The sequence below is a fragment of the Vibrio sp. Vb0349 genome (genome assembly GCF_033338975.1).
On the sequence record NZ_JAWOTS010000003.1, the window covers coordinates 1 to 15,853 of the forward strand.

The 15,853-nt window shown below is 43.1% G+C and carries 11 protein-coding genes and 4 tRNA genes; 9 read left to right on the forward strand and 6 right to left on the reverse strand.

All coding sequences use genetic code 11. From position 1 onward, the window contains the following. Nucleotides 1-312 precede the first annotated feature (312 nt). Both R7Q47_RS05045 and dld read left to right on the forward strand, forming a co-directional pair. Complete coding sequence (locus R7Q47_RS05045; protein ID WP_318088673.1) at nt 313-1,215, forward strand: LysR family transcriptional regulator; 903 nt, start codon at nt 313-315, stop codon at nt 1,213-1,215. 382 nt (nt 1,216-1,597) lie between these two features. After that, entirely contained in the window at nt 1,598-3,304 is a 1,707-nt protein-coding gene (dld, locus tag R7Q47_RS05050) for a D-lactate dehydrogenase (protein WP_206969303.1), read from the forward strand. Nucleotides 3,305-3,444: 140 nt separating this feature from the next. Here the strand turns inward: dld and R7Q47_RS05055 are convergent, their stop codons facing one another. From R7Q47_RS05055 to R7Q47_RS05070, 4 genes are all read right to left on the reverse strand, one after another. After that, nucleotides 3,445-3,753, reverse strand: coding sequence for an AzlD family protein (locus R7Q47_RS05055; RefSeq protein ID WP_005375985.1), 309 nt, complete (start codon nt 3,751-3,753; stop codon nt 3,445-3,447). Further along, entirely contained in the window at nt 3,750-4,481 is a 732-nt protein-coding gene (locus tag R7Q47_RS05060; protein WP_054574298.1) for an AzlC family ABC transporter permease, read from the reverse strand. The genes R7Q47_RS05055 and R7Q47_RS05060 overlap by 4 nt, the downstream gene beginning before the upstream one ends. Before the next feature lie 311 nt (nt 4,482-4,792). Further along, entirely contained in the window at nt 4,793-6,022 is a 1,230-nt protein-coding gene (gene alr, locus R7Q47_RS05065) for an alanine racemase (RefSeq protein WP_248486308.1), read from the reverse strand. Nucleotides 6,023-6,223: 201 nt separating this feature from the next. Then, nucleotides 6,224-7,855 carry a methyl-accepting chemotaxis protein gene (locus tag R7Q47_RS05070; protein ID WP_248486310.1) on the reverse strand — a complete coding sequence of 544 codons (1,632 nt, stop codon included), beginning with the start codon at nt 7,853-7,855 and terminating at the stop codon, nt 6,224-6,226. 549 nt (nt 7,856-8,404) lie between these two features. Here R7Q47_RS05070 and R7Q47_RS05075 point away from each other — a divergent pair. The 4 genes from R7Q47_RS05075 (at nt 8,405) to R7Q47_RS05090 (ending at nt 10,817) form a co-directional block, all read left to right on the forward strand. Beyond that, a tRNA-Leu gene (locus tag R7Q47_RS05075) sits at nt 8,405-8,491 on the forward strand. Nucleotides 8,492-8,527: 36 nt separating this feature from the next. Beyond that, nucleotides 8,528-8,601: transfer RNA gene (locus R7Q47_RS05080), tRNA-Cys, on the forward strand. 307 nt (nt 8,602-8,908) lie between these two features. Continuing rightward, complete coding sequence (amyS, locus tag R7Q47_RS05085) at nt 8,909-10,432, forward strand: alpha-amylase (RefSeq protein WP_248486312.1); 1,524 nt, start codon at nt 8,909-8,911, stop codon at nt 10,430-10,432. Between the two features lie 130 nt (nt 10,433-10,562). Beyond that, a complete protein-coding gene (locus R7Q47_RS05090; protein ID WP_005375990.1) occupies nt 10,563-10,817 on the forward strand; it encodes a hypothetical protein in 255 nt (84 codons plus the stop codon). A gap of 74 nt (nt 10,818-10,891) precedes the next feature. Here the strand turns inward: R7Q47_RS05090 and R7Q47_RS05095 are convergent, their stop codons facing one another. Together R7Q47_RS05095 and R7Q47_RS05100 are read right to left on the reverse strand one after the other, a co-directional pair. Beyond that, nucleotides 10,892-11,680, reverse strand: coding sequence for a lipase family protein (locus R7Q47_RS05095; protein WP_005375991.1), 789 nt, complete (start codon nt 11,678-11,680; stop codon nt 10,892-10,894). A 69-nt stretch (nt 11,681-11,749) separates the two neighbouring features. Continuing rightward, nucleotides 11,750-12,679: a CHAD domain-containing protein gene (locus tag R7Q47_RS05100; RefSeq protein ID WP_239945560.1), complete on the reverse strand. Its 930-nt coding sequence runs from the start codon at nt 12,677-12,679 to the stop codon at nt 11,750-11,752. A 301-nt stretch (nt 12,680-12,980) separates the two neighbouring features. Here R7Q47_RS05100 and R7Q47_RS05105 point away from each other — a divergent pair. The 3 genes from R7Q47_RS05105 to R7Q47_RS05115 all read left to right on the forward strand — a co-directional run bounded on the left by R7Q47_RS05105 (nt 12,981) and on the right by R7Q47_RS05115 (nt 15,841). Further along, nucleotides 12,981-13,067 (forward strand) — tRNA-Leu (locus tag R7Q47_RS05105). Nucleotides 13,068-13,103: 36 nt separating this feature from the next. Then, a tRNA-Cys gene (locus tag R7Q47_RS05110) sits at nt 13,104-13,177 on the forward strand. 981 nt (nt 13,178-14,158) lie between these two features. Then, nucleotides 14,159-15,841: an Ig-like domain-containing protein gene (locus tag R7Q47_RS05115; RefSeq protein WP_154204422.1), complete on the forward strand. Its 1,683-nt coding sequence runs from the start codon at nt 14,159-14,161 to the stop codon at nt 15,839-15,841. Nucleotides 15,842-15,853: the final 12 nt, after the last annotated feature.

Genomic DNA, 15,853 nt, shown 5'->3' on the forward strand with positions numbered 1-15,853 from the left:
ACACTAGCTCAGTTGGTAGAGCGCAACCTTGCCAAGGTTGAGGTCACGAGTTCGAACCTCGTGTGTCGCTCCAAATTATTCAGATATGGCCATGGCGGTATCTCGATGCCAAGTGCATCAACTTAAAACCAGCGAAAGCTGGTTTTTTTGTATCTGAAGACTGATAAATTCACACCATCTCTTTTTCATTACCTGTGAGCTTAGCAACCCCATCTCTGTCACGAGTTTCTGATATTAAGTGTGACCCGATGTTTCGCACCTCAGCCAATTTCAGTTTACAATACGGGCTTCCAAAGGATTTGACGAAGACGCATGAGAAATACCGACGATTACATCATTTTTTATCACTTGATCGAGCAAGGTTCATTCAGTGCTGCCGCGAGACATATGTCACTGACTAAATCGGTCGTCAGTAAACGCATTGCCAAGCTTGAACAAGAGCTTGGTGTACAGCTTCTCTACCGAACAACGCGAACGCTAACGTTGACTGAAGCAGGACGAGCGTTTTTTACTCATGCAAAAGCGGTTTATCAAGCGGTGGCAACGGCGGAAGAATCCATTGTGGGTTTAGGTAAAAACTTATCTGGAAACATTAAAATTTCGGTGCCTACTATCTCTGGTGAATTAATTCTTCCTCAAGTGATTAATGAATTTAATCAGAAATACCCAGACATCAATATCGATATGGATCTAGATAATCGTTTCGTCGATATCGTGAATGAACGTTTTGATTTGGCAATTAGAACGGGTGTGTTGCCAGATTCTAGTCTGATTGCAAGAAAGCTGGTGGATGCAAATTGGATCATTTGCGCGTCACCCCAATACCTAGCTAAACATGGCATACCTAAACAACCTCAAGCCTTGGCTAAACACAATTGTTTAGTCTATTCCTACCAAGAAACCGGAGCGCATGAGTGGGCGTTTAAAGATGGAGACGAGGTATATCAAATCACCGTCGACGGTAACCTCTGTACTAACAATTCTTCTGTATTGAGAAATGTGGCGCTGTTAGGGCAGGGAATCATCTATGTGCCGCGTGTATTGGTTTATGAAGACTTAAAGCAAGGCAGTCTGATTCAGTTATTTAAAGACGAAACAGCCAAATGTTTGGGTATTTATGCGGTGTACCCTTACACTCGTCAGCAACCAGAAAAAATTAAGATCTTTATCGGTCATCTATACACAAGCTTTCAAAGTCAAAACCATCGATTTTAAGCCAATAACTCAACACCGATCGTTATGTTGGTGTTGAGCTTATGTTTCCATCTTCATTTCTAAGAATCCTCTTAAATTTAGGGGCTTACGCTTCTCCTCGTTTTCTTCACTAATATTGATAACAAGATACCCCGCACAACTGTTAACAAATGGTTTTGCTATTGTTTCTTTTAAGAAACGGTCTGTTTCTTACGTTAAATTTCTCAAATGTGAAAGATAAGTAACAGAAAAATAAAGAATTATTTTGTTTGTTGTTTATTGATTACGTATTGTTCGTCCGCCTGACATAGACGCAGAGAAATGGACTGCTTATAGTGGCTCAAACGCCATGCCTGCCGCTAAGCGGTGTTGTGAGCGAAGTACAATAACTAGAGATACGGATATGAAACAAAAGCAGCTGATTGAAGAATTTAAAACCATCGTGGGGGAAGAAAATGTTCTAACCGACGAGGTTAAAACGAAATATTACCGCTCGGGGTTTCGTTCGGGTAGTGGTAATGCGCTTGCTATCGTGTTTCCTAATACTCTTCTAGAACAATGGAAGATTATTAAACAGTGTGTTGAAGCAAACTGCATCATTATCATGCAGGCGGCTAAAACAGGTTTAACAGAGGGCTCGGCTCCGAGTGGTAATGATTATGATCGCGATGTGGTTGTGATCAATATTACCAAAATCAAGAAGATTCACTTATTAGATGGCGGTAAGCAGGCGGTTTGCTTGCCTGGTGCGAGCTTACACTCTTTGGAGAAAGAGTTGAAGGCAGTGAACCGAGCACCGCATTCTATCATCGGCTCTTCATCGCTAGGTGCCACTGTGGTCGGTGGTATCGCCAATAACTCAGGTGGTGCGCTAGTTAAGCGTGGTCCTGCTTATACGGAACTGGCGATCTATGCGCAGGTGGATAAGCAAGGCCAGTTACATTTGGTGAACCACCTTGGTATTGAAGGATTAGGTGAAACGCCAGAAGAAATTCTAACAAACCTGCAAGAAGGGAACTTTGACCCAGCGAAGATCATTCATGATGAGCGAATGGCGTCAGACAAAGAATACGATGAACGTGTTCGAGACGTGACTTCTGACATTCCTTCTCGCTTTAATGCCGATGAACGCCGATTATTTGAAGCCAGTGGCTGCGCTGGTAAGTTGGGGGTTTTTGCCGTTCGGGTTGACAGCTACCCAGTCCCAGAAAAAGAGCAGGTTTTTTACCTTGGCACCAATGACCCTGCGAAACTAACGAAGTTGCGAAAAGACTTCTTATCTACGTTTGATAACTTGCCTGAGATGGGAGAATACTTGCATCGAGATATCTTCAACATGGCAGAGAAGTACGGCAAGGATGTGTTCTTATCCATCGACTTGTTAGGCACAGATAAGCTGCCAAAAATGTTCGCACTTAAAGCTAAGGTAGAAAACTTCTTAGAGCGCATCCCGTTTGTCAGTAAATATCTGCCAGACACCATTTTGTACTACGCGAGCAAGTTGTTCCCACAACACTTACCAGAGCGAATGCTGGATTTCCGTGACAAGTATGAGCATCACCTGGTATTGAAAATGAGTGATGGTGGTATTGCTGAGGCGCAAAAATACCTCAAAGAAGTTTGGGCTGTTGAAGACGACTGTGATTTCTTCGAGTGTACGCCGGAAGAGGGTAAAAAAGCTTATTTACATCGCTTTGCAGCAGCAGGTGCAGCAATTCGTTACGAGACGATTCACCGAAAAGACGTAGAAGACATCGTTGCACTTGATATTGCTTTGCGACGTAATGATGAAGAGTGGCTAGAAACTTTGCCTGAAGAGGTAAGTAAGAACCTTGTTCAAGCGCTCTATTATGGTCACTTTATGTGTTACGTCTTCCATCAAGATTACATTTTCAAAAAAGGGACTGACACGAAGTTGATGAAAAAGATGATGCTAGAGCACCTCAATAGCCGTGGTGCCAAATACCCAGCAGAACATAACGTGGGTCACTTGTATGAAGCCGAAAACTCGTTGCAGAAGTTTTACCACGAATTAGACCCAACCAATACCTTTAACCCTGGTATTGGTAAAATGGACAAATATAAGCGCAATTGTAACTGCTGTGCGTAATGTGCTGTCTCACCATGATTAATAATCGTTGTTCATCGTTAAAATGATGAGCATAAGATAAGCCCTGATGACACTTGTGGCATCAGGGCTTTGTGTTTTGGGTCTTTTATTGATGACTGGTATCGGCGTTGAAACAGCGACTAAAGAGCACGTACTGCGGCGGCGGCGATGATGCCTGCTGCAATTGCGGGTAGAGGCTTTTTCACGATGAACATGACAACGGCAGTAGAAAACAGTGCTGCTCTAGCACCGTTATCACCCTCTACTGCTAGCGGAGCTAAAAGCGCAACCAATACAGAGCCTGACATCGCAGTAATGAAACGTTGAACCCGTTCGCTAATTGGAATGAATGACATAACATACACTCCGCCCCAGCGGGTTATGAGCGTGACTAACGCCATAGCGATGATGATAAGCAGTGTGCCACCTATGGTTGTTTCGATGTTCATGCTTTCTTCTCCTTCCAACAAGCACCCAAGACTCCGCCAGTAATGGCGCCAACCACTACGTGGCTATTCTCTGGCAAATACCAATACGCCAACATAGAAGATGCCGCTGCTATGGCCCAAATCGCAAAGATTCTTAAGTCTTTCGGCCCGGCTACCACCATAGACAGCAGGAAGCACCCCATAACCATATCGAGCCCTAGCGCTACCGGATCTTTGATTGCGCTACCAAAATAAATGCCGATCCAGGTGCCAACAATCCAAAAAGACCACATCGCTAAGCCGCCACCAACAAGCAAGCCAAAGCCTGGTTCTTTTCTACCAAATGCATTGAGTGCCATTGCCCAGTTAGCGTCTGATGCTACCAGCATGACACCGTAACGTTTTGTTGGTGGGAGTTGTCGTAACCATGGATAAAGTGTGGCTCCCATCAAGAGGTGACGAGCATTAATCGCAAATACAGTAATAAGTACTGGAATGAAAGGGACTTCCGCTCCCCACATTTCTAACGTGGCAAATTGTGAAGCACCGGCGAAGACCAGTGTGCTCATCAACATAGTGGGAAATACATCTAGTCCAGTCTGTACCGCAGCAACACCGAAAGCGAGGCCAAATATGACCACGAACATAGAGAGGGGTAAAAGTTGGGTGAAGCCGTTCCAGACGTCAAGCCGATTAAATTCGTGCAACTCAGTGGAGGAGCGTTGAAGATGTTGAGTATTTTCTGTCATAGAGATACCTAGCTAGCAGGCAAAGGGGCAGTGCCATACGAGTGTGTTTGTTATTCTTTTGTAAACTTCATGTTTAACATCAATTGGAGGGGCTTTCAAACTCTAAGTGCTATATAAAATTGAGCCATCCAAGCGGCTTTAAGAAACAGAGTGTAGAGAGTCGCGCTTGGTAGTGCTAAAGGAGAATAAAACAACAGAAATAGTAAGCTCTGTTTAATTGATAACATCACGAGCTAGTACAGATTAGTAAATAAGAAAGAAAGCGAGCACGAGGCTCGCTTTTTCGCTCTGTTACGAATAACTGAATAGGTTTATTTTACGTAGACACGAGGGTTCGCGCTTCCCCAAACCGTGTATAGTTCAGGGAAGATGACTTCTGCGTGTTTTTCCATCTCAGCAGCTGAAATCGTTTTGCCTTGTTGGGAGCCAAACAAAACAACTTCAGAACCAGGCTCAACATCTTTGATACCTGTAACATCTACCATTGTAGTGTTCATTGAAGCAACGCCCGCAACTTTTGCACGTTGGCCATTGATCAGAACTTCTGCTGTATTCCCCATTTTTCGTGGGTAACCATCAGAGTAACCAACAGGAATGTTCGCCATTAAGCTTTCTTTGCTTGTTGTGTAGCTGCTGTCGTAACCGACTGTGCTATTTTTTGGCAGGTGGTGAACGGATGCCACGCGTGTTTTGAAAGACACGATAGAAGGGTACTCAGGGTTAGTGGGTAAGTCTCCGTATAAAACGCCACCAGGACGAACCATATCAAGCTGCGCCTCAGGAACATTAAGCGCGGTGTAAGAGTTAGCTACGTGCAGTAAAATGTTGTCGCGTTTTAGATTCGCTTCTTTAATCAGCCATGCAGAACTGTCTTTGAATGAAGCTAACTTTTGGCGCACGTCGTCTGCATTGTAGTTAGGGAAATGAGTCATGATACCAACAATACTAACGCCAGTTTGTTGAGCGATTTCTAGCGCTTCTTTCTTGCCCGCTTCTGTCGTCATATCAACACCATTACGCCCCATACCACCGTCGTTCAGAGCAAGGTGAGCTTTGATTTCTTTACCAGCTTTCTCGGCTAGTTTAGACAGTGCTTTAGCTTGCTCTGCTGTGCCTATCAACTCTTCGACATTTAGGTCGATTGCGGCTTCAATCTCGCCAATATCCGCTGAGCGTACACGCATAAGTTGGCCTTTAAAGCCACTGTCGCGAACAGTTTGTGCTTCGGCGTTACTTGCAACGGCAACGCAAGGAATTTGTTGTTCGATAATAGTCGGCATCAGGCCTGCGATACCATTGCCGTATGCGTCGGCTTTCATCACGGCGCAGATTTTCGTTTTGCCATCCATGTGCGATTTAAACTGCTCAATATTATCGCGGAACTGACCTAAGTTTATTTCTAGCCAAGCGTTAGCACCTTGAACTTGCTCTGCTTTTGCTGCTGTATTGCTAATTTGAAGAGGAGCAGCAGTAGCTTGCATTACAGGAATCGCGATTGCAGCAGCGATAGTCAGTGATAGTAAGGTTTTATTTAAGCGCATAAAGTCTCCGTACGCGTTTTTTGTATTGGTTATGTTATTGAGTACTTGGGGAAAGTACCTGACGAAGTAAAACGCTCCAAGTGGTGCTTTGGAGCGTTTGTTAAGATAATGATTTAATATATACCTAAATATACCTCAGTGATGACATTCTATTTAAGCAAATCGGGATTGATTTGGTATCTACTAAGGTATCCACTGAGTTTAACTCAGTTTAAAGCGGCTCATTACATCTTTAAGAGAAATGGATAGCTGGCTTAGTTCGCGGCACGCCTGTGCGGTTTGCTCCGAACCTTGAGAGACCTCTTGAGATGCCAAATGTATGTTTTCAATGCTGCGGTTAAGCTCTTCCGCAACAGAGTCTTGCTGGTTACAAGCCGTGGCGATTTGGGTACCCATGTCTGAGATGTCCGAAATCGAATGCTCAATGTCGCTCATCAGCTGTTTTGATTGAATGCCTTGTTCTGCACATTCTGAGATGCTGGTTCTAGAAAGTTCAGTAGCTGATTTTGCGTCTTTTGCAAGTGATTGTAGCTGCTCAATGATCGAAGTGATTTCACTCGTTGAATCTTGCGTACGGCCGGCAAGAGTTCGAACTTCGTCTGCAACGACGGCAAAGCCACGACCAGACTCACCAGCACGCGCCGCTTCAATGGCTGCATTAAGTGCAAGTAGGTTGGTTTGATCGGCAATGTCGCGGATAACATCCACTATAACGTTAATTTTATTCGATTGCTGTTCAAGCTCTGCTACGGTATCGCCTGCAGCGCCAATTACGTTTGAAACTTCTTGAATCGCGTCAACCATACCTTGGGTTTCACGAACACCGTGTTGTGTGCGGCGGTTTGCTTCGTTAGCTTGGTTCGCTGAGTCTTCAGTGTTACGAGCAACATCGGCTACGGCCGCTTTCATTTCTGTCATTGCTGTTGCGATGTGCGTAATTTGCAGCTGTTGATCTTTCATACCAGACGCAGAAATATCGGAGATTTGGTTCATCTCTTCGACAGCGCTGCTTAACTGAGTAACTGCAGCAATCACGTTATCGATAACTTGGCGTAAGTCATCTTGCATCTTAGTGGTCGCGTCTGCCAGTTCACCAAGCTCATCATTGCCGATTGCTTTACGGTCAATGTCACTTGATAGATCACCTGTTGCGATGGCACTTGCTTGCTCAACAACAAGTTTAAGTGGGCCACAAATTAGGCGAGTCAGCACGTATGTCATGCCTACCATGATCAGTAGAATAATCACGTTACTTGCAATTGAAGAATTACTCAATCCATTTACAGAGGACAGGATATGAGTTTTGTTGCTGTCCATAGCTTCTTTAAGGAGACGGATTAGTTCGCCTAACTCTGAGTCAACCGCTTCGAAAGCAGACAAAGAGTTCGCCAAAATAGGGTGGGCCTTGCTTTTGTCGTTAGCTAGCATCGCTTCATTGTACTGGTCCATAGTAACCAAGTACTTTTTCCACTGACGCATAAGACGCTGGTAAGTTTGTTGCTCTTCGCCAGGCCAGATAGTTTCACCGTAAGCGTTGAGCTCTCTAGTGATCTTTTCGCGTTCTCTAATATTGTTAGAAATTTTAGTTTTGACTTGGTCTGCGTCTTCATAAGTGTACGCAGCAAATTGAGCTCGGCGCCAGCGAGACAAGTGATCTCGAATCGAATCGACCCTTTCCATTGCAGGAAGCGTATCGTCGGTATAGTTTAAAAGCTCAGATTTGATGCTTTTGAGCTCTGTAGATAAAAATACGCCAAATGCAATGTTGACGATGGCAATGAGTAAAAACGATAGCGATATCTTTTTCGCTATAGAAAGATTCTTGATAGACATTAGTGATATACCTTGTTTTTCTTATGTTGTGTCGCCAAAGTAAACCACATCCTTATATGTGATATATGTCCATTAAATTACTGCAACTCGTGTAACGTACCATTATTTATTGATATTTTCGATAATGAATTGAGCTTTGTTTGAAAATAAAAAAAGTCAATGATTTTATAAAGGTACGACCACATTCGATATAAAGTTATCGGTAACAAAATATGATGTTCTGTACGCAGTCGTGCCAAGAGTAGGGAATCAAATTGTTACAGATGTTACAGCGGTGAAAAGATCAGCGTTCATAGCTGATAGTCGCGTGTTTACCTCGAAGCAGTTTCGGGCACTAGTATGCGTATGACTTTATAGCTAATGAAAGGGAACGGGTGCTTATTGGTCTAATTGAATGCCAAATATACTAGGCAGATCGCTTTTTAAGCACTTAAATCAAAAAGATAAAATTTATTGTTGACCAGATAAATTAATCCGTTAAAGTACGCCTCGTTCTCACGGCAAAGGTCGCTGAGACAGATGGTGTCTAACCCATCGCATGATTGCGTTGCCCTGGTGGTGGAATTGGTAGACACAAGGGATTTAAAATCCCTCGGCGTTCGCGCTGTGCCGGTTCAAGTCCGGCCCGGGGCACCATCAAAATCTTTGGTGACAGAGATAAAAAATCAGAAAGGCGCCTTGGCAGAGTGGCTATGCAGCGGATTGCAAATCCGTGGACCTCGGTTCGACTCCGGGAGGCGCCTCCACTATTTCGAAAGCCAGTCTTAAATGACTGGCTTTTTTCGTTTTTAGTCCACCTTTTCGTAACCCTTCGCGCTTTCCTAAAGTCTCCCATGTTTTGATCACCATTCAATATTTTTAACGCGCTAATCATTGATTTTATAAATGTTAGACAACTCAATAATTGTATAGTGTGATTGGTGATAGTTTCTCTTCGATTGTAATCCGAACTTTTTGTATTACAGGCAGCAACCTAGCTAGCGTCATAGTTAGCATCGCTTGGTGCGTATATGCAGAAAGGAGGATTCTAGTCCTTAACGTGAGAGAAAAATAATGAAAACATTCAACCTTAAACCTACACTTTTACCCTTAACTTTGCTGCTCAGTTCGCCTGTAATGGCGGCACAAAATGGCACCATGATGCAGTACTTCCATTGGTATGTGCCAAATGACGGTGCACTCTGGACACAAGTTGAAAACAACGCGCCGGCACTATCGGACAACGGCTTCACCGCGTTATGGCTACCGCCCGCCTATAAAGGTGCTGGTGGCAGCAACGACGTCGGTTATGGCGTTTACGATATGTATGATTTGGGAGAGTTTGATCAAAAAGGTTCGGTGCGCACCAAGTATGGCACCAAAGATCAGTACCTAAGCGCCATCAATACTGCCCATAAAAACAATATCCAGATTTATGGCGATGTGGTGTTCAACCATCGCGGCGGTGCGGATGGTAAATCCTGGGTCGACACCAAGCGAGTCGATTGGAACAACCGAAATATTGAACTTGGTGATAAATGGATTGAAGCGTGGGTAGAGTTTGATTTCCCTGGGCGCAACGATAAGTACTCAAACTTTCATTGGACGTGGTACCACTTTGATGGCGTGGACTGGGACGATGCTGGCGAAGAAAAAGCTATCTTCAAATTCAAAGGTGAGGGTAAGGCATGGGATTGGGAAGTGAGCTCGGAAAAAGGCAACTACGATTACCTTATGTACGCTGATCTAGACATGGATCACCCTGAAGTTAAGAAAGAACTTAAAGACTGGGGTGAGTGGTATATCAACATGACTGGTGTTGATGGGTTTAGAATGGACGCGGTGAAGCACATCAAATATCAATACCTGCAAGAATGGATTGATCACCTACGTTGGAAAACAGGGAAAGAACTATTCACGGTCGGAGAGTACTGGAACTACGATGTGAATCAGCTGCATAACTTTATCACCAAAACCTCTGGCAGCATGTCTTTGTTTGATGCACCGTTACATATGAACTTTTATAATGCGTCTAAATCGGGTGGTAGCTACGATATGCGTCAAATCATGGATGGTACGCTGATGAAGGACAATTCAGTCAAAGCGGTTACCTTAGTAGAAAACCATGACACTCAGCCTTTGCAGGCGTTGGAATCAACCGTTGATTGGTGGTTCAAGCCGCTCGCTTACGCGTTTATCTTATTGCGTGAAGAAGGTTATCCATCCGTGTTTTATGCAGATTACTACGGCGCGCAGTACAGTGATAAAGGGCATGACATCAATATGGTCAAAGTGCCTTACATTGAAGAGCTAGTAACACTGCGTAAAGATTATGCGTATGGCAAACAACATTCTTATCTTGACCACTGGGACGTAATTGGTTGGACTCGAGAAGGTGATGCAAAGCATCCACATTCAATGGCCGTGATCATGAGCGATGGACCTGGCGGCTCGAAGTGGATGTATACGGGTAAACCAAGTGCTCGCTACGTAGACAAGTTGGGTATCCGAACTGAAGAAGTTTGGACTGATGCGAATGGTTGGGCTGAGTTCCCAGTAAACGGCGGATCTGTCTCGGTTTGGGTTGGCGTTGAATAATTCATTCCTGTGATTTTGATACAGAGTAGGCAATTCTTGATAAATCTTTTCAATGAATCAATGTGTTATTTGATATTCATTCAACAAATGAGTAACTTATATTTGAGCATAATCTAGAGGAAGATAAAGAATGGAATCTATTGCTGATGTATTGGTTGTGGCTATTGTGTTCGGTGCCATATTTGGGGGCGGGATAATAAAGTTAATCTTGAACCATCGTAAAGAAGTAAGAGCGTTGGAGATATCTGAACGTAATACGATGAGCCGAGAAGAACAAGATAACCTTAACAAGCAAATTGGTGACTTGAAGCGACGTGTTGAAGTGTTAGAGCGAATTGTCACAGATAACAAATATCAACTTGAAAAAGAAATTGCCTCTCTGTAGATCACCACTTAATCGTAAAGCCGGCGAAGTCCGGCTTTTTCGTGTCTGTACGTCATACCTTTCGGATGTTTAACTCAGCGTTCATCAAAAAAGTCTTTGTCGCGAATGTATTTACTCATAAAGTGATAAGAGAACGGTCGCATTAGCCAACTAAATAAGGAGCGCCCAAGCCGTATGAGCGTTGGGGTGTTCTCGTATATTCTCCCGTTATATAACCATAGCATTTTGCCTACATGCCAATACAAAAAAGGTACGGGCGGCATAAAGGTCACGATGTCGATGTCGCAACAAATCCTGTATGTTTTGTGCCCCAAACGGTAGCGTTTCTTAAACGTCCAATCCCCGACAGCGGGCTGTCCGAAAGTGACCACGCGTTTAATGCTTTTGGGGTATTTTTTCTCAATATAGTCAGCAAAAACACTGCCAATCGCGCCACCTGAAGAGTGGCCAGTAATAGTGATTCTTTTTCCCCTGAGAATAAGTGGTACAACGATACCTTCGAGGCGTTCGATCACGGTCAACCCTAACCGATCTTCATTCCGGCTCGGTAAACTTTCTTGGAACAACAGATGATAGAAACCCGCGTGAATGCGATAGTTTAGTCCCAACCTTCGACAGCTTCTCGTCCACATCGCGAAGTTCAACAACCAATCACTGATACTGTGTGAGCCTTTAATCACTACGACCACTTCACTCTGTTTTTTACTCCAGAGCACGCGAATCATAATCTTACCGTGTTCATTTCTAATGACTCGTTGCCCATTAGGATCGAACCCATATTGGGTTTGTCTGAAGACGCGAGGGTAGGCGAGATTACAAAGCACCGCATAGCGCTCGTATTGGTATCGTTTTAATGGTTTCACGTTATCTTTCTTAGTGGAGCCTAACGATTGACTGTAATTAATGAATATTAAAAATACGTGAACCTTGATTTAGAGCCGATAGAGATTCTGTGTATTGGTATCGCGAATGAAAGACTCAAACTGGCTTAAATGCGTCAAGATGGTTTGGCGAGAGAGTTCATGATGTTCGCTAAGCACGTTAATTAGCTTTTTCAAAGCCTTACGATCTTGTTTATTGAGATTTGCTGTCTCTTTGAGTTGTGCGAAAAATTCAATTTGACTTGAAGTGTCGTTAAAGTCACCGAGCTTGTCTTGCAATAGTTTTAGTTGTTTCACGTTGTTTTTGTGCTGTTGGGAAGGATAGAGCGTGGAAAACCCTTCTAACAGATAACGCAGCGCTTTGCACTTTATCCGCATCGAATGAATCACGCTGTCACGACTTTTGTCCGAGATCTTGCGTCGTGCTTTATCAACTTTTTTAAATTGATCGGAGATTTTTTGGCTTGCGAAGAGTAACGCAGGTACGTTGCTATCCACTCGTTCGTGTTGCGTACTTCGCAGCAGACTATTCCTGACCAAAGTGCAGTGCGTTGTGTATTCTTTTGTAGCTAGCCAACGCGTAACTCTTGCCTGTTCGTAAGCACGTTCGGCTTCGATAAAGCCAAAAAGCTGCTCAAGAGACGATTTGTGGTTTGGGAGCATTTCAATGTATTGTTTTTTGCCCAAGATAAATACGTCCAAATCACGCAGCTTATTTGTTTTCTTCATCATTATTTTTAAATGACGTTTCAAAATACGCTGTTCAAAAGGAGGGATCAGTTCGCGAAGTAGTAAGCATAGTGAGCGTATGCGCCTTAGTGTGACGCGATACTGGTGTGTATATTCAGGGTCCAAGTCATGGACGATCCCCTGTTCCAGAGAGCGTGCATAATCAAATTCAGTAAGTAAGAAGTGGGACACTACGAAGTCGAGTTCGGAATCAGTATGTAGCGGTAATTGAAATGATGACTTTCGAAACATGATGAGCGCTTATTTGTCCCCTGCAGTACGAGTTAAGTTTATACCCATACTGCCAATTTGTGCGACTTGTCGATTCCTCATTGACATGAAGTGATGAAGCAAAGTAAACGAGAGCAAAGCATGCTGATGTTCTTGTGAGCAAAATGATCGCCCTTTGTTCGTTTGAGTTGGCTTTTTAACCATTTGAATAAAAGAGACTAATTTTTTGTTGACCAGATAAATTAATCCGTTAAAGTACGCCTCGTTCTCACGGCAAAGGCCGCAGAGACAGATGGTGTCTAACCCATCGCATGATTGCGTTGCCCTGGTGGTGGAATTGGTAGACACAAGGGATTTAAAATCCCTCGGCGTTCGCGCTGTGCCGGTTCAAGTCCGGCCCGGGGCACCATCAAAATCTTTGGTGACAGAGATAAAAAATCAGAAAGGCGCCTTGGCAGAGTGGCTATGCAGCGGATTGCAAATCCGTGGACCTCGGTTCGACTCCGGGAGGCGCCTCCACTATTTCTAAAAACCGGCCTTGTGCTGGTTTTTTACTATCTGGTATTGTCAAACTATTCTAATACACATTTATTATTGAATAATTAATTTTTGTACAAATACCAACCTCAATTATCAATTAATCATTCTTTAACAGATTTTCCTGAATTGCTATCTATAGCGTTATATTATCAATGTGATTTTAGTTCAATATTGAAAATAAAGTTGTGTATATATCCTGCTTGTTTCTCTGTATGTCTCTAGTTGATATTGCACTGTATCGCTCAGTCTGTCTTTTAATCGAGTATAAAACTAGGTGAGCAAAAAATTTTCACCACTTTAATTTAACGTAAATTTAACAATTAAAGATGGATAATATTACTCATGAGTTGTTGAGGTATATTATTAGAATGACTCGTTATTAAGTTAATGAATTTAAAGGTTATAACTTTATACGATGAAATTGAGATTGTTTTAGTTAAATTTATAATTGTTTGATTTTTAATGATTTAAATTGGCTGTAGTGCAAGTGATTTATTAAAGTCATTGTTGAATACAAAGGTTGTTCATATAAAACAATCATAAGGTTATTTTAAGTAACTGACAAAAATGGATAAATTTATTATTACACAAACTTAACCTAAATCACTTATCACTCTGGTTGAATTTTGACCGGTTGCTTTGCTATGATTCCGGCTCTTATATTTTTGGTGGTTATCCTTTTATAACCATGTTGATGTATATAGGAACATATTTGGCTTTATAGGCTAGGGCATTTTATTGCCTAAAATTTATATTATTTTACCCTACCATTTCTGCTTATATTGGCGGGAAGGTGAACTCGTTATTAAATTAAAATTAGGTGAAGCAGTGATAAAAAATATTAAAATAAATAGAACAACCCTAAATAAAGGGTTGTCATTTTTATTAGTAATATTCGCTTGTTTACAGAGCATCCATTACGCCAGTGCAGCAGGAAATACGACGGGACAGCAAAATACATTGGTTATCCTGCTGAACTTCAAAGAAAACCCAAATGAGCAGCCATTAACTTTGTCAGAAGCAAATAATCTAATCTTTGGTACAGTGAATGACTTCTACCGTGAAAGCTCTTTTGATCAAATGTGGCTGTCTGGGAAAGTCGTGGGTTGGTTTAATCTACCGTTGTCTAATCAGGTTTGTGACTTTACCGCTGTTCAAGATGCAGCGGATCAAGAAGCCATCGCTGCGGGAGTGAAGCTTGAAGAGTACGATCGTATTGTATACTTGATGACAAAAACGGCATGTGGTGTCGCTGGATCGGCAACTATTGATGGCATGCCTTCACGCGCGCACATCAATGGTGATTTTTCTCCGATGAATATCGCTCATGAGCTTGGACATAACTTTGGTTTGCATCACTCTCGTGCTCTTGATTGTGGCGAGCATACGCTTTCAGACAACTGTACGTTGCGTGAATACGGTGATACCTATGATGTAATGGGTGGTCCAGACATCGGCTATTTGAATACTTTCCAGCGCGAGCGACTAGGATGGCTAGAGGGAGAGCACGCCTCAAAGACACTGGAAGTTACTCAAAATGGTACTTACTCCATCGCGAATTACGAGACGACTAGTGAGCAGCCAGTTACGATAAAAGTACCTCGTGGTACCGATCCTTCTACAGGTGCAAAAAAATGGTTTTACATTGAATACCGCCAGTCTATTGGGTTTGACGACTTTTTAGATGCTCGTTCTTACTCGTTCTATCGTGGGGACGTTACGGATGGCATCATCATTCGAAGCGCTGTAGAAGGTGATGGGCGCAGCAGTAATCTGCTTCACTTTAAAACTGATTCTGAATATCGTGCGGTTTTTGGCCGAAATGACTGGTTTGACCCATCTATGCCGGTCGGTGGTAGCTATACTGACCCAGACTCAGGTGTAACATTGAGTTTGGTGAGTGCAGCGAACGGCATCGCCGAAGTAAGCGTTGTCTTTGACGGCTCTGACAACGGTAATATCGGGACTTGTACTGTTAATGCTCCATCAGTGACTGCGAAAGCTGCAACAAACAATTCGGTTGCAGCCGGCGATGAGGTTCAATATCAGGTCACTATTACCAACAAAGATAGTGCAGATTGTTCAGCGAGCAGTTTTTCTGTAAACGCGTCAGTGCCAACTGGTTGGAAAGCAAGCAGCAATGCAATCACGCTAGCAGCAGGTGAAACCGGACAAGTAATGATATCAGTCGTATCTTCGGTTGAGGCTAGTGATAAAGACTATGCTTTGAAGATGATCGTGACGCACGGAGAAGACTCAAGTCTGCAAACCGCAGCATCCGTGAATTACTCTGTAACCAATGAAATCTCGCCATCACCAGAGCTTGTTGCTGTTGATGATCAGGTGACTATGTCTTCGAAACAGTCGGTGATTATCGATGTGATGGCAAACGATGTTGTTGGAGAGCAAAACTCTGCAAGCGTGGTTTCTTTTACTAGACCAAGTAAGGGGCGACTAGAGCTGTTATCAGATGGCACCCTGCGTTACACACCTGAGAAGAAATTCAAAAATAATGACAGCTTTACCTATACCATAGGTGATGGTCAAAGCAGCTCGACCGCTCAGGTCTCAGTGAAGTTAGAGTCCTCATCTGGTGGCGATTCTGGCAACTCTGGTAACAATGGGAAAGGTAAGAATAAATAGAACGATATAGTT